Source organism: Bacillus sp. GW821-FHT01G09 (assembly GCF_059422205.1).
In genome coordinates, this window is record NZ_JBWKWL010000001.1 from 170,489 (window position 1) to 184,260 (window position 13,772).

The 13,772-nt window shown below is 43.8% G+C and carries 17 protein-coding genes; 2 read left to right on the forward strand and 15 right to left on the reverse strand.

Annotated features, from left to right (window positions below):
- Nucleotides 1-2: 2 nt before the first annotated feature.
- From AC07VD_RS00850 to AC07VD_RS00870, 5 genes are all read right to left on the reverse strand, one after another.
- Entirely contained in the window at nucleotides 3-881 is an 879-nt protein-coding gene (locus AC07VD_RS00850; protein ID WP_014477910.1) for a carbohydrate ABC transporter permease, read from the reverse strand.
- A 57-nt stretch (nucleotides 882-938) separates the two neighbouring features.
- Nucleotides 939-2,207, reverse strand: coding sequence for an ABC transporter substrate-binding protein (locus tag AC07VD_RS00855; RefSeq protein ID WP_124059049.1), 1,269 nt, complete (start codon nucleotides 2,205-2,207; stop codon nucleotides 939-941).
- Between the two features lie 80 nt (nucleotides 2,208-2,287).
- Entirely contained in the window at nucleotides 2,288-3,274 is a 987-nt protein-coding gene (frlB, locus tag AC07VD_RS00860) for a fructosamine deglycase FrlB (protein WP_342819478.1), read from the reverse strand.
- A 214-nt stretch (nucleotides 3,275-3,488) separates the two neighbouring features.
- Nucleotides 3,489-3,863: a nucleotide excision repair endonuclease gene (locus AC07VD_RS00865; RefSeq protein WP_003228617.1), complete on the reverse strand. Its 375-nt coding sequence runs from the start codon at nucleotides 3,861-3,863 to the stop codon at nucleotides 3,489-3,491.
- A 102-nt stretch (nucleotides 3,864-3,965) separates the two neighbouring features.
- On the reverse strand, nucleotides 3,966-5,084 hold the full coding sequence (locus AC07VD_RS00870) for an NAD(P)/FAD-dependent oxidoreductase (protein ID WP_167568116.1): 1,119 nt from the start codon (nucleotides 5,082-5,084) through the stop codon (nucleotides 3,966-3,968).
- Nucleotides 5,085-5,242: 158 nt separating this feature from the next.
- Between AC07VD_RS00870 and sspG the strand changes: the two genes are divergently transcribed.
- Both sspG and AC07VD_RS00880 read left to right on the forward strand, forming a co-directional pair.
- Nucleotides 5,243-5,389, forward strand: coding sequence for an acid-soluble spore protein SspG (gene sspG, locus AC07VD_RS00875; protein ID WP_003228613.1), 147 nt, complete (start codon nucleotides 5,243-5,245; stop codon nucleotides 5,387-5,389).
- Nucleotides 5,389-5,664 (forward strand): hypothetical protein, encoded by a 276-nt coding sequence (locus tag AC07VD_RS00880; protein WP_003243521.1) that lies wholly within the window; start codon nucleotides 5,389-5,391, stop codon nucleotides 5,662-5,664. The genes sspG and AC07VD_RS00880 overlap by 1 nt, the downstream gene beginning before the upstream one ends.
- Nucleotides 5,665-5,728: 64 nt before the next feature.
- On the opposite strand, the gene glxB is transcribed toward AC07VD_RS00880, so the two are convergent.
- From glxB to metQ, 10 genes are all read right to left on the reverse strand, one after another.
- Complete coding sequence (gene glxB / locus AC07VD_RS00885; RefSeq protein ID WP_024571867.1) at nucleotides 5,729-6,112, reverse strand: methylglyoxalase; 384 nt, start codon at nucleotides 6,110-6,112, stop codon at nucleotides 5,729-5,731.
- A 109-nt stretch (nucleotides 6,113-6,221) separates the two neighbouring features.
- Nucleotides 6,222-6,500 (reverse strand): ArsR/SmtB family transcription factor, encoded by a 279-nt coding sequence (locus AC07VD_RS00890; protein ID WP_089172650.1) that lies wholly within the window; start codon nucleotides 6,498-6,500, stop codon nucleotides 6,222-6,224.
- Between the two features lie 269 nt (nucleotides 6,501-6,769).
- Nucleotides 6,770-8,167 carry a Fe-S cluster assembly protein SufB gene (sufB, locus tag AC07VD_RS00895; RefSeq protein WP_003228608.1) on the reverse strand — a complete coding sequence of 466 codons (1,398 nt, stop codon included), beginning with the start codon at nucleotides 8,165-8,167 and terminating at the stop codon, nucleotides 6,770-6,772.
- A gap of 20 nt (nucleotides 8,168-8,187) precedes the next feature.
- On the reverse strand, nucleotides 8,188-8,631 hold the full coding sequence (gene sufU / locus AC07VD_RS00900) for a Fe-S cluster assembly sulfur transfer protein SufU (protein WP_003222809.1): 444 nt from the start codon (nucleotides 8,629-8,631) through the stop codon (nucleotides 8,188-8,190).
- Nucleotides 8,621-9,841, reverse strand: coding sequence for a cysteine desulfurase SufS (sufS, locus tag AC07VD_RS00905; RefSeq protein WP_003228604.1), 1,221 nt, complete (start codon nucleotides 9,839-9,841; stop codon nucleotides 8,621-8,623). The genes sufU and sufS overlap by 11 nt, the downstream gene beginning before the upstream one ends.
- Nucleotides 9,841-11,154, reverse strand: a complete 1,314-nt coding sequence (gene sufD, locus AC07VD_RS00910; protein ID WP_494721605.1) for a Fe-S cluster assembly protein SufD — start codon at nucleotides 11,152-11,154, stop codon at nucleotides 9,841-9,843. Before sufD ends, sufS begins: the two co-directional genes overlap by 1 nt.
- Nucleotides 11,155-11,171: 17 nt before the next feature.
- Nucleotides 11,172-11,957 (reverse strand): Fe-S cluster assembly ATPase SufC, encoded by a 786-nt coding sequence (sufC, locus tag AC07VD_RS00915; protein WP_003151872.1) that lies wholly within the window; start codon nucleotides 11,955-11,957, stop codon nucleotides 11,172-11,174.
- Nucleotides 11,958-12,150: 193 nt separating this feature from the next.
- Nucleotides 12,151-12,288, reverse strand: coding sequence for a YuzK family famiily protein (locus tag AC07VD_RS00920; protein ID WP_003228600.1), 138 nt, complete (start codon nucleotides 12,286-12,288; stop codon nucleotides 12,151-12,153).
- 193 nt (nucleotides 12,289-12,481) lie between these two features.
- Nucleotides 12,482-12,859 (reverse strand): carboxymuconolactone decarboxylase family protein, encoded by a 378-nt coding sequence (locus tag AC07VD_RS00925; RefSeq protein ID WP_014477920.1) that lies wholly within the window; start codon nucleotides 12,857-12,859, stop codon nucleotides 12,482-12,484.
- Nucleotides 12,860-12,943: 84 nt separating this feature from the next.
- On the reverse strand, nucleotides 12,944-13,768 hold the full coding sequence (metQ, locus tag AC07VD_RS00930; protein WP_032722486.1) for a methionine ABC transporter substrate-binding lipoprotein MetQ: 825 nt from the start codon (nucleotides 13,766-13,768) through the stop codon (nucleotides 12,944-12,946).
- Nucleotides 13,769-13,772 lie beyond the last annotated feature (4 nt).

Here is a 13,772-nt window from a genome sequence, read left to right on the forward strand (position 1 = left end):
AGTTACTCCTCCTTTCCGGTTTTAAAGAACTTCATTTGCATGAGCGATAATGCAAGCGTAATGATTAACACGACAGTGGCAATCGCTGAGGCGTAGCCCATCATATCCTTTGTAAAGGCGCTTTTATATAAAAACGTGCTCAAGACTTCTGACGCGTTTCCCGGCCCGCCGCCTGTCAAAATGTACGGCTCATTAAAGACCGTAAAGGCCCCGGTCAGCGTCATGACCACCGCAACAAAAGACATCTCTTTCGTCTGGGGAACAGTAATATGAAAAAACTGCTGAATTTTACCCGCGCCGTCAAGCCGGGCAGCTTCATACAGTTCATCCGGTATTTTTTGAATCGACACGATGTACAACATCGCAATATAACCGACAGATTGCCACTGGGACACAAAAATGACAGAAAGCATAGCTGTGCTGTCATCCCCGAGCCAGGCCCTCGTCAGCTGATCAAGACCGATGGCCTGAAGCAGCTGATTCAAAAGCCCTGTCTCCGGATTGTAAATAAAATCAAACAAAAGCGCGATCACCGTCATTGAGATGACAACCGGCAAAAAGAAAACGGTACGAAAAAACGGCGACCATTTTCTGACCAGCTTATCCTCAAGCACCGCCGCCAAAATCAAACCGCCAAATACCTGGCATACAATTGAGATCACTGCATAAAGCACATTATTGGTAAGTGCCTGATAGAAGACAGGATCATGAAATAATTCAACATAGTTTTTTAAGCCGATAAACGTTTTTTCCGGAGAAAATGAGCTCCACTGAAACAGGCTGAGGAATACATTCTCAAAAATCGGGATATAAACGAAAAGTAAAAAAACGAGAGCGGGCACCAAAAACAAATAGGGGATTATTTTATTCTGATTGACCAAGGGTATCTCATCTCCTTTATAAAAAGAAAAGGTGCGAAGCTTCACCTTTTCTTTGATTTATTCAGCTGACGCCCTCACCTGCTTTGCTGCCTTTTGAACGGCTTTCATCACCTGCTGCGGTGTCATGTCGCCGCCAAGCATTTGCTGGACGCCTGTTAGGTACGCATCTGCGACTTCAACATCGACATCCATATCAAACCATGGAACCATTGATTTGGCATCAACAATATGCTGAACGGCTTCACGCTGAATGGCTGTTGCATTTTCTTCAGTAGCCGTACCTTGCACTGCACTGTATTTCCCGACATCTTTCACGAGCTTTTCGCCCATTTTTTTCGACGTCAAGAACTGCAAAAATTCCATCGCTTCCTTCGGATGTTTTGTTCTTGAGGAAATCATGAATCCTTCCGGCGCTCCCGTTAACGCTTCTGAAGATCCTTTCTGCCCGCTGATTTTAGGAAATGGGAACATCCCGAGATTAACCGGTTCAACCAGCTTGATTTCCGCTGTTTCCGCATATATCATCGCCGACTTTCCGCTCTTAAATTGCTGTCTCACATATTCGTGGTCGACGGAGTTTACATGTTTATTAAAGTAAGGCATCAGCTCTTGAAGCTTTTCAAGTGCTTTTACGTAGCCTTCATCAGTAAATTCACCCGTTTTGGCGTTATAGTCCTTTTCCCGTGTTTTTTCATCGACCATCCGCTGATTAAGCGTGCCGATATAGTGCGAGATTGTCCAAGTCGCCTTTGTTCCGAAGCTGATCGGTGTGTAGCCATGTTTTTTCAGCTTTTTTGACACATCGATTAATTCATCCCACGTCTTCGGGGGATCAAGATTCAGCTTTTGGAAAATGTCTTTATTATAGAAGAATGATTTAGCGTCCATTTGCCACGGCACGCCATATTGCTTGTTTTCATAAGTAAATGGTGTAATTTGCGATTGAACGAGATGTGATGACCAATCGGTGTCATTTTTGTAGTAGGACGAGAGATCAAGTGCTTTATTGCCTCTGATAAATTTAAAAGCAAACTCATCGCTCCAAGAGAAGTAAATGTCAGGAGGGCTGGTGGTTCCCAGCATGACCTTAATTTTATCTTTATAGGAGTCATTTAAAACGGCTTCAATTTGAATGTCGATATCCGGATGTTCTTTTTCAAATTCCTTAACAACCTCTTCAAAATAACTTTTTTCCGGCTCCTTCGGCCATCTGTGGAAAAATTTCAATGTCACCTTTCCGTCCGCTGAACTGCTTTGGCTCGAACAGCCTGCGATGGTGAGCATACTGACAGCTGCAATGATCAAGAACAACAACATTTTCTTCAAAGGGTTGGCCTCCTCTGGACATTAGACTATAATGTTATATAACATTATAGTCTAATGCATAATGGTTCCTCATTTTCAGATCAATACTCAACTTTCCACATGTATCTTCTATGAGATAAAGGATGATTTCTCGCCTCTGCCAGCTCGTCTGCATAGCTTCTCAGCACACGATTGAGAACGAGCGGAGCAAGATAGCCTTTAACTGAATCGTCAATTGCAGTGAAGTCGTAAGATGCAGCATCAAGCACAGTGAGCTTTTTGCCATACTTTTTCGAGAAGGTAAGCGCCCGCTCTTCAAGAGGTCTTGTTTCATCTAAACCGAGCAGGATGATAAACGGCACGGATTCATCAATAATTTCAAACGGTCCGTGAAAATATTCTCCGGCATGAATGGCGTGGGAATGAATCCATTGCATTTCCATGAGAATGCAGATGCTGTAGGAGTAAGCGACACCGTAGTTTGCACCGCTTGCCATGGTATAAATAATACTTTCTTTTTCATGGGCTTTTGCAAATTGCTTGGCGTTGTCAGCTTCCTGCTTAAGGGCTTTTTCATATACAGCCTGCAATTGATCTAAGCCTTCAATTGCTTGTTGGAATTTCGTATTGTTTTCTAATACTTGCAGGATTCCAAAAACGATTTGATACAAAACGCCATAGTTTGTATTGATCGCAAGCGCCTCATCACCCCAATCGTACTGGGCAACATATTGCGCTTCCTGCGCTAAAGGAGACTCCGGTTTAAACGTCATCGCAATCGTAAGTGCACCCTTGCCCCTTGCAAACGCAGCAGCTTTGACTGTCTCCGGGGTATTTCCCGAATGCGAGCACAAAATAACAAGAGACTTTTCACCAAGCTGAACAGGGTTGCGCTGAATAAATTCGTTGGCGCTGTAGAGGTCGGAGTTTACTGATTTTGACTCTCTGTCAAACACATACTTACTCGGATACATAATGGCAGAAGACCCTCCGCATGCGACAAAGAATACATGATCAATGGTTTTCCCTTTCAAATCCTGCAAGAAAGCTTGAACCTCACGATTTACTTTTGCTGTGGCCTGACTCAAATCCTTCACTCCCCATTTTTATTATATAACGTTATATAACATTATATATTGTTATATTAAAGTCCGCGGCTAGGATTGTCAATATTATTTTCTGAAATTTCCCAATAATTTATTCGAATGATAGACAAAGGGTCTATATGCGAAAAAATGCCCAAATCAAAAGCCAGAACTTGACTTAAGCTCTGGCTCGCTGTTCAATCCGCAGACTGACGTCTTATTTAAAAAATACCTTGTCTATGTTGTACTTCGAGTGCTGTGTATTGATGATATATGTTTCGTAAATCTCTCTTTCCATTGGATCATCAACTACACATACCTCAATTTTATATACTTCGTCTCTGTGATGTTTGATCGGTGAAACAGTGTCTTCGAAATGCTTCTTAATTCTCTGTCTTAACTTTCTGGCTTTACCGACAAACAGCAGCTCGTCATGAATGTTGTAAAACATAAAAATGCCGCCTTTGTCCCTTGGGATCTGGTGAAAGTCGATGAATCCGTGAATCGGTTTTATCTTCGGTTCGTTATCATTAGCTGACTGCTGTCGTTCAGTGATGGTGACATTCGGTGCGGGTATATCAATTTTTATCAAAATCAGTTCACGTCCTCTTTTTCATTAAAGATAAATGCTAACACATACAGAAAAGAAAAGCCAGAACAGCTTTATACTATTTGTTTGTTAAGCCTTTATTTATTATGCAAGCGCTCCGGCTAGATCATACGGGCCAAGGTCGATTTCAGTCTGCTTTCCGAGAACTAGCTTTGCGAGCTCTGCACCCAAGAACGGCCCCATCGTCAGTCCAGAAGCACCCAAACCGTTTGCAGCGTACAGGCCTTGAACATTCGGCACGGCCCCTACGACCGGCAGAAATCCCGGTGTAAACGGCCTGAAGCCCACTCTTGTTTCAACAGCAGCCGCATCAGCAAGACCCGGTGCAACGGCTAACGCTTTGCTTAATACTTCGTGCTGGCCTCCGGCTGTCACACGAAGATCATCAAGGCCTGCATCGTTTTCGTGTGTGGCGCCGGCTACAATTCTGCCGTTATCAAACGAAAGAATGTACTGATCACTCGGCGGCATGACAACCGGCCACGATCCTGTATCTGCATCTGTCATTTCAAAATGCATAATCTGCGCTTTTTGAAATGACACTTGAAAATGAATGCCAAGAGGCTTCAATATCTCATTGGCCCATGCTCCCGCCGTCACAATGACCGCGTCAGCCGCAAACTGCTTTGTATCTGTTTGCACGCCGGTGACTGTTCCGTTTTCAAAAAGCAAAGACGCATTTCCTTTGATGACCGTTGCGCCGCGTTTCTCTGCAGCGCTTAAAAGCGACCGGCACAGCGCTCTCCCGTTCACACGGGCGGCACCGCTGATATGAACCGATTCATAGCCGTCAGCTAAAATCGGAAACAGCTTTTTCGTTTCACTTGCAGACAAGCGGGTAATGTCGCCGATTTCCGGCGCATCCTCCCGTCTCTTATACGCTCTTTCCTCCATTTTATCGAGTTTAGACGCGTCAGTATGAATGCTGATGGCACCGACACGTTTGTATCCTGTATCCGATTCACCGTCCTTTTCCAATTGATGGATTAAATCCTTATAGTACCGGGCTCCCCCCTTAGCAAGCTGGTACCAATCCTGATTACGGCGCTGCGAGAGCCATGGACAGACGATCCCCGCCGCCGCATCAGTCGCTTGTCCCGGCTCTTTCCGATCAATGACAGTAACGCGAGCGCCTGATTTTGCGAGATGATAAGCCGTCGACGCGCCCAGAATCCCTGCGCCGACGATGATGTACGATTTCATATGCAAACACCTTTTCTATTATAATGTCTATTCATTTTACCAAATAGAATGCTTTCCTTCGACCTTTTGCCCTAATGTGGAAAAACCGCGAAGTTCGTCCAATCTCTTTACTCTCCTATCGAATATCCTGTCACTATCAATAGAGAAAGGATGATACCATGAGCGAAAATCGTCATGAAAATGAAGAAAACAGACGCGATGCGGCAGTGGCAAAAGTCCAAAACAGCGGTAATGCAAAAGTCGTGGTCAGCGTGAACACAGATCAGGATCAGGCACAGGCGCAGTCACAAGACGGAGAAGACTAATGAACGAAAACATCATTCCTCTTAACAGACATACTCAAGAGATACCCACTACTGAATCTGTTATCAAAAACAGCGGCAACTCAGAGGTCCATATCGACATTCACATTGATACAATGCCAATTGCTTTTGCTATATTATGCTCTGCATTAGCCGCAAAGCAGATGACAAAAGAGGAATTCGATATGGCTTATACTCAATTGCGAGAGATGAACAGAGAAAATAACAGCAGATCATCTGTAAAGCAAATTATCAATCAGGAGACAGAAGAAGAGTAAAAAACCGCGGGCCCTGTGGCCAGCGGTTTTTCTTCTGCATACAAAAAGGACGCGACTGAATCGGTTACTTCTGTACAATTTGAATAAGGTTACCGCTTGTATCGTCGAAGACAGCTATTGTGACTTCGCCCATTTTTGTCGGTTCCATCGTAAACGTCACGCCTTTTTCCTTTAATCGGTTGTACTCTTTTTGAATATCTGCAACGCCAAACATTGTGGCCGGGAGGCCTTCGGAGAATATCTTCTTTTGATACTCCTTGGCGGCAGGATGTTCATTCGGTTCGAGTAAAAGCTCGGTTCCGTCTTGATCATCTGGAGAAACAAGCGTTATCCACCTGAATTTCCCCATGGGAACATCCTCCTTTTTTACAAACCCCAGTTTTTCTGTATAGAACTTCAGTGCCTTGTCTTGATCTTGCACGAATATACTAGTCACAATGATTTTCATATTGTTGTTGCCTCCTTTGATATTTATGGTACATGGTACTGTGCAAACAATCCGGCTTCAAGCAAAACAAACCAACATTTGTCAGAAACTCAGTACTGGTTTTATAAAATTACTCTATCCATCCTTTCAGCAAATTTTTAAGCGGTTCGTTGTTGAATATAAGTACTCGATATTTTCCCTTTCGTTTTGATGTTACAAGTCCTGCATCCTCCAGTACAGAAAGGTGTTTAGCTATCGCCTGTCGCGTAATAGAAAGGTCGTACTTTGTATTAAGACATATCGTAAGTTCATACAACGTCAGCTCGTTGCGTTCAGATAATTCGTCTAATATAAGCCGCCGAGTCGAATCGCCGAGTGCTTTGAATATAGCGTCTTTGTTCCAATTCATATATTGAGTATAAGCAACTCATTAGTTGCATGTCAAGTATAAGCAACTGTATGGTTGCGTGATATAGGAACTGAACCTGCCCGGCGCAGATCTGAAATATTCTAATCGATAAGGAATTAAAACCATCAAAATAACAGTGGATATGTCTCTGAAAAATAAAAGAAGACGAACTTCAAAAGTTCGTCTTCTACAATCAAATTCGGCACGCCGGCCATTTTAAAGTTGATAACTATCTCTAAACCCCTTGATAAACAAAGGAGTTTTCATCATTAACCGATAGAACCTTCCATTTCGAACTTAATCAAACGGTTCATTTCAACTGCGTATTCCATTGGAAGCTCTTTTGTGAATGGCTCGATAAAGCCCATTACGATCATTTCAGTTGCTTCTTCTTCAGAAATACCGCGGCTCATCAAGTAGAAGAGCTGCTCTTCAGATACTTTAGACACTTTCGCTTCGTGCTCCAATGAAATGTTATCATTTAAGATTTCATTGTAAGGAATTGTGTCTGATGTTGATTTGTTATCCATAATGAGCGTATCACACTCGATGTTAGAGCGGGCGCCTTCCGCTTTGCGTCCGAAGTGGACGATTCCGCGGTACGTTACTTTTCCGCCCTGTTTTGAAATCGATTTTGATACGATTGTAGATGATGTGTTTGGTGCAAGGTGAATCATTTTCGCACCTGCATCCTGATGCTGGCCTTTACCCGCAAGAGCAATAGAAAGCGTCATACCGCGCGCGCCTTCGCCTTTTAGGATACAAGCCGGATATTTCATTGTCAGCTTAGAACCGATGTTGCCGTCGATCCATTCCATTGTTGCGTTTTCTTCACAGACTGTACGCTTTGTTACAAGGTTGTAAACGTTGTTCGCCCAGTTTTGGATCGTTGTATAACGGCAGTAGCCGCCTTTTTTCACGATGATCTCAACGACCGCACTGTGAAGTGAGTTTGTTGTGTAAACAGGCGCAGTACAGCCTTCAACATAATGAACACTTGCTTCTTCGTCAACAATGATCAGTGTACGTTCGAACTGACCCATGTTCTCAGAGTTGATACGGAAGTAAGCTTGAAGCGGTGTTTCAACCTTCACGCCTTTAGGCACGTAGATGAAAGATCCGCCGGACCAAACAGCTGAGTTAAGCGCCGCAAACTTGTTATCAGTCGGCGGGATTACTTTTGCCCAGTGCTCACGGAAAATATCTTCATTCTCTTTCAGCGCGCTGTCAGTGTCCTTAAAGACGATGCCTTGCGCTTCAAGATCTTCTTTCATGTTGTGGTATACAACCTCAGATTCGTACTGAGCAGAAACACCCGCAAGGTATTTTTGTTCAGCTTCAGGAATACCGAGCTTGTCGAATGTTTGCTTAATTTCTTCAGGAACTTCATCCCAAGAACGCTCTGAACGCTCAGACGGTTTTACGTAGTACGTAATTTCGTCAAAGTTCAGTGAGTTTAAATCTCCGCCCCATTGAGGCATCGGCATATTGTAGAAATGCTCAAGTGATTTCAAGCGGAAGTCAAGCATCCATTGAGGCTCTTCTTTCATGCGAGAAATTTCTTCTACGATTTCTTTTGTCAATCCGCGCTCTGAACGGAAAATGGAAACGTCCTTGTCGTGAAAACCATACTTGTATTCACCAATATCAGGCATTTTTTTAGCCATCCATTTTCACTCCAATCCTTTTAATTGCCGCCTTCTTCTTTCGCGACTCCTTTTTCAAGTGCTTTCCATGACAGGGTTGCACATTTGATACGGGCCGGGAATTTTGAAACACCTTGAAGGGCTTCAATATCCCCGAGATCTATAGAATCATCATACTCTTTCCCTTGCATCATATCCGAGAAAATCTTAGACATGGAAAGGGCAGTTTCAATATCTTTCCCTTTAATCGCCTGAGTCATCATCGAAGCGGATGCCATTGAAATGGAACAGCCTTCCCCTTCAAACTTCGCATCTTCCACGATGTCTCCGTCAAGCTTCATTGTCAGTCTGATGCGGTCGCCGCATGTCGGATTGTTCATATCCACGACAATGCTGTCATTCAAAACCCCTTTATTTCGCGGGTTTTTGTAATGATCCATAATCACCTGTCTGTACAATGTATCTAAGTTTGCATTAAAAGACATTTGTAAAATACTCCTTTGTCTTTTGAAGAGCTTCCACAAGCTTATCAATCTCTTCCTCTGTATTATACAGATAAAAGCTTGCTCTTGCAGTAGCAGTTACATCCAGCCATTTCATCAGCGGCTGCGCACAATGGTGGCCGGCTCTGACTGCGATTCCCTCCGCATCAAGCACAGTCGCCACATCGTGCGGATGAACATCATCAAGGTTAAATGTGACAAGCCCGGCACGCTCTTCCGGCCCGTAAACCGTTACGCCGTCAAGCTGGCGGAAGCGTTCAAGCGCATAAGCAGCAAGCTTGTGCTCATGGCGGGAAATCTCATCAAGACCGATTTCTTCGAGAAAATCAATGGCGGCACCGAGGCCGATTGCTCCTGCAATAATCGGCGTACCCGCTTCGAATTTCCACGGAAGCTCTTTCCAAGTTGATTCATAAAGCCCGACAAAGTCGATCATTTCACCGCCGAATTCGGCAGGCTCCATGTTTTCCAGCAGGGCTTTCTTTCCGTACAGCACACCAACACCAGTAGGTCCGCACATTTTATGGGAAGAAAGCGCAAAGAAGTCGCAATCGAGATCCTGCACGTCAATTTTCATGTGAGGCGTGCTTTGTGCACCGTCCACCACAATTACAGCCCCATTGTCATGAGCGATTTTCGCCATTTCTTTAATCGGGTTGACCGTGCCGAGAACATTAGATACATGAGACACCGCAACAATTTTTGTGTTGCTTGTGACCGTTTCCCTGACGTCTTCTAAAGAAATCGTTCCGTCTTCCTGCAGCGGAATATATTTTAATGTGGCGCCAGTTGCTTTTACAGCCTGCTGCCACGGAATGATATTCGCATGATGCTCCATGTAGGTGATGACCACTTCATCACCAGGTTTCAGGTTGGCGCGCGCATAGCTTAACGCCACCATATTCAGTGATGTGGTCGTGCCTTTTGTGAAAATAATCTCAGCCATTGACTTCGCGTTAATAAACTTGCGGACTTTTTCACGCGCTCCTTCATAACCATCTGTCGCTCTGGTTCCAAGTGTATGGACGCCCCGGTGAACATTGGAATTGTATTGGTTATAATACTTATCCAGTGTTTCAATGACAGCACGCGGCTTCTGGGAAGTCGCCGCGCTGTCGAGATAAACGAGATCATGTCCGTTCACTTGCTGATGAAGGATCGGGAACTGTTCACGAATATCTGTGATATTCATTACTTCACTTTCCTTTCGATAACAGAAACTAATTGTTTCTTAACGCCTTCAATCGGAAGTTCATTTACTACCGGTGCAAGGAATCCGTAAATGACTAAGCGTTCTGCTTCTTCTTTCGGAATTCCGCGGCTCATCAGGTAGTAAAGCTGAATAGGGTCCACACGGCCGACAGATGCCGCATGTCCTGCAGTTACATCGTCTTCGTCAATTAAAAGAATAGGGTTTGCGTCTCCGCGTGCTTTTTCGCTGAGCATCAGCACGCGTGATTCTTGCTCCGCATTCGCTTTAGAAGCGCCATGTTCGATTTTGCCGATTCCGTTAAAGATAGAAGAAGCGGAATCCTTCATCACACCGTGCTTCAAGATATAGCCTTCAGAAGCTTTACCGAAATGGATGATTTGTGTTGTGAAGTTTTCTGTTTGCTCTCCTCTTCCGACAACAACCGTTTTCGTATCGCCGTATGTGCCGTCACCGTAAAGGTTTGTTGTGTTTTCGGAAATCGTGTCACCATCGTTCATCAGGCCGAGAGCCCACTCGATTTTGCTGTCGCGTCCGCGCGCAGCACCGCGGCGGTTCACATAAGTTGTCACACCGCTTGACAGATTATCCACCGCACCGTATGTCACGCTGGCATTATCACCTGTGATGACCTCACTGATAATATTGAAGACAGCGTCTTTCGGGTTTACAGTGCTGATGTAGTTTTCTACATATGTTACAGAGCTGTGGTCTTCAGCCACAATCAGCACGTGGTTGAATAGAGCTGTATCATTGCTTTCGTGGACATAAACAGCCTGAACCGGCGTCTCCACCTGAACATTTTTCGGAACATAAAGGAATGCTCCTCCGTTAACAAGAGCCGCGTGAAGTGCAGTTAACTTATGTTCGTCAACCTTCACGCCGTCCTTCATAAAGTATTTCTCCACCAAGTCGCTGTGCTCGCGTGCAGCAGTCAGAATATCAGTGAAGATGACGCCTTTGTCTTTCAATTCTTGAGAAAGAGAAAGATGTGCCGGCGTCTGGTCACGCTGTACGTATAATGTTTTATCTTCGTTTTCAATGTCGATCAGCGCTTTTACTTCATCAGTCAAATCTTCTAATGAAGAAAGCGGTTCGTTATCCACTGTATGCTTCGCGAAATTCGTGAAGTTCCAGTTTGTGATTTTTGTTTTGTCAGGTTTCGGCATCGGCAGATCCTCAGCTTGTTCAAGAGCCTGTAAGCGCAGGTTCTTCAGCCAGGCAGATTCTTGGTGCTTTTCGGAAAAGCTTTTGAGATACTCCTGATCTACGGATAGTTTTGTACCTAGTGTCATATTAATCCCCCTAACGCTTACGCTTCTTGGCCAACAGTTTCGTCTTCAATGCCAAGTTCTTGTTTGATCCAGTCATAACCTTCTGCTTCAAGACGCTGTGCAAGCTCTGCACCGCCGGATTTTACAACGCGGCCTTGCATCATAACGTGAACAACATCCGGAGTGATGTAGTTTAACAGGCGCTGATAGTGAGTGATCATCAAGCAGCCGAAGTTTTCGCTGCGCATTTTGTTGATCCCTTTTGATACAACTTTCAAAGCGTCAATATCAAGACCTGAGTCAATTTCATCAAGGATGGCGATTTTCGGTTCAATCATCATTAATTGAAGGATTTCGTTGCGTTTTTTCTCCCCGCCTGAGAAGCCTTCGTTAAGATAGCGCTGAGCCATTTCAGGGTCCATTTCAAGGAACTCCATGTTTTCGTCCATTTTGCGGATGAATTTCATGAGAGAAATTTCATCGCCTTCTTCTCTGCGCGCGTTGATTGCTGAGCGAAGGAAGTCGGCATTTGTCACACCGCTGATTTCACTTGGGTACTGCATCGCAAGGAATAAGCCTGCCTGCGCACGCTCGTCCACTTCCATCTCCAGTACATCTTTGCCGTCAAGCGTGATGCTGCCTTTTGTTACTTCATATTTAGGATGCCCCATAATAGCAGCTGATAAAGTGGATTTACCAGTTCCGTTCGGGCCCATTACTGCGTGGAATTCTCCACCTTTTATTTCAAGGTTTACACCCTTTAAGATCTCTTTCCCTTCGATTTCAACGTGAAGATCTTTGATCGTTAATGTTGAAGCAGCCATATCTATACCTCCAAAAATATATAATCATTATTCTCATTTTATTCTCATTCTAATTTTATAACAAATGAAAAGTAAATACAACTTTTTATCGTGCCTTGCACATTCCTCAAGTTTAACAAAGATCAGCACTTTATTAAAGCGATTGAAAAAGAAAAAGAGTGGATTCCCACCCTTTTTTAAAAGATTGATTTTCTCAATAAGCTCCCGCAGAAATCCGCTTGCTTTTTTCATAATCAAGCTCTCTCTGCCGCTCTACTTTCATTCTTGTTTCCAGCCGGCGTCCATATTCCTCGTATCCAATTCCGTGTGACAGCTGCATCGCTTTTTCCATTTCTGACGTATAATCGAGGTTCAGTCTGTCCTGGCTGCTGCAAATAATGAATCAATCCCTTCATATATTTGCTTTTTATTGTACCAGTGCTGCGTTGGATGCCGCAAAAACGATTTGGCGTGAAATAGCGGCAGATGAGACGAAAGCATCCTTTCAGAACAAATGAGAATGGTTTTTCGGAATATTCCTTCTCTTAATGCGTGGTGTTTCCGAATTCCTCAATGCACTGTTGAACGACTGTCACGCCTTGGCTGAAAGCTGCGCCGCCTCCAAATGCCGCTGCCACACTGACGGCTTCGAGAATGTTTTCTTCTGTCGCTCCCTGATCGAGACAGCCTTTTGTATGATAGATCATGCAATATTCGTCCTGAGCATTGATGGCAATTCCGAGGGCGATCAGCTGTTTTTCTCTTTCAGTCAGAGAATTCCCGGCAAAGCACTGTTCAGTAAATTCGTTAAATTTTCTTCCCATCAGCGGCATCTTTTGTTCAAATGTGCCTAAACCATGTTTATATTGTTTTAACGCGTCCTGCATGCTTCCTCTGTCTTGATTCAAAGAAAATCCCTCCATCTGTTTAACATTCCTTTTTATTATGAACAGCTTTTAGGAAAATACGCGAAAAAAACCCCGGAATTCTCATCCGGGGTTTCAGTCTTATTCAGATACAGGAAGCACAGCTCCGTCGTATTTTTTCTCGATGAAGTCTTTGATCTTTTTAGAGTGAAGAACTTCCATCAGCGCTTTGATTTTTGCAGAATCTTCTTCGCCTTTTCTTACTGCGATGATGTTAGCGTATGGGTTGTTTTTCGTTGATTCTACTTCAATTGCATCTTTTTTAGGATTTAATTTATTTTGGATCGCATAGTTTACATTGATGAAGGCCGCGTCTCCTTCTTTGTTTTCATATGCTTTTGCCGTTAATTCAGGCGCTACTTTTTTGAATTCAAGGTTTTTCGGGTTTTTCTTAATGTCTTTCAATGTTGCGTCAACTGTTTCTACCTTAGAATCAAGAGTGATTAATCCAGCGTTTTCAAGCATTGCAAGCATACGGCCTTGTTCAGCAACGTTGTTTGTCAGAATGATTGTCGCACCGTCTGGAAGGTCTTTCAGTGATTTGTATGTTTTAGAGTAAATACCGAATGGCTCTAAGTGAACAGCACCGGCATTCACAAGTTTGTAATCTGTGTTTTCTTTCATTTCTTGCTCAAGGTAAGGAATGTGCTGGAAGTAGTTCGCGTCCACTTCTTTATCAGCTAAAGCTTTATTGTACATTTTGTAATCACTAAGCACTTTCACTTTCAGCGTATAGCCTTTTTCTTTCAGCAATGGTTCAGCTTCTTTTAAAATTTCCGCATGCGGTGTTTTCGTTGCCGCAACGACAATTTCTTTCTTGCCGGATTCAGCGCCGTTATTCGAACCGCAGGCAGCCATAACTCCTGCAAATACAAGCAGTAATGCACCCAAAAATAGCTTTTTCAATGTA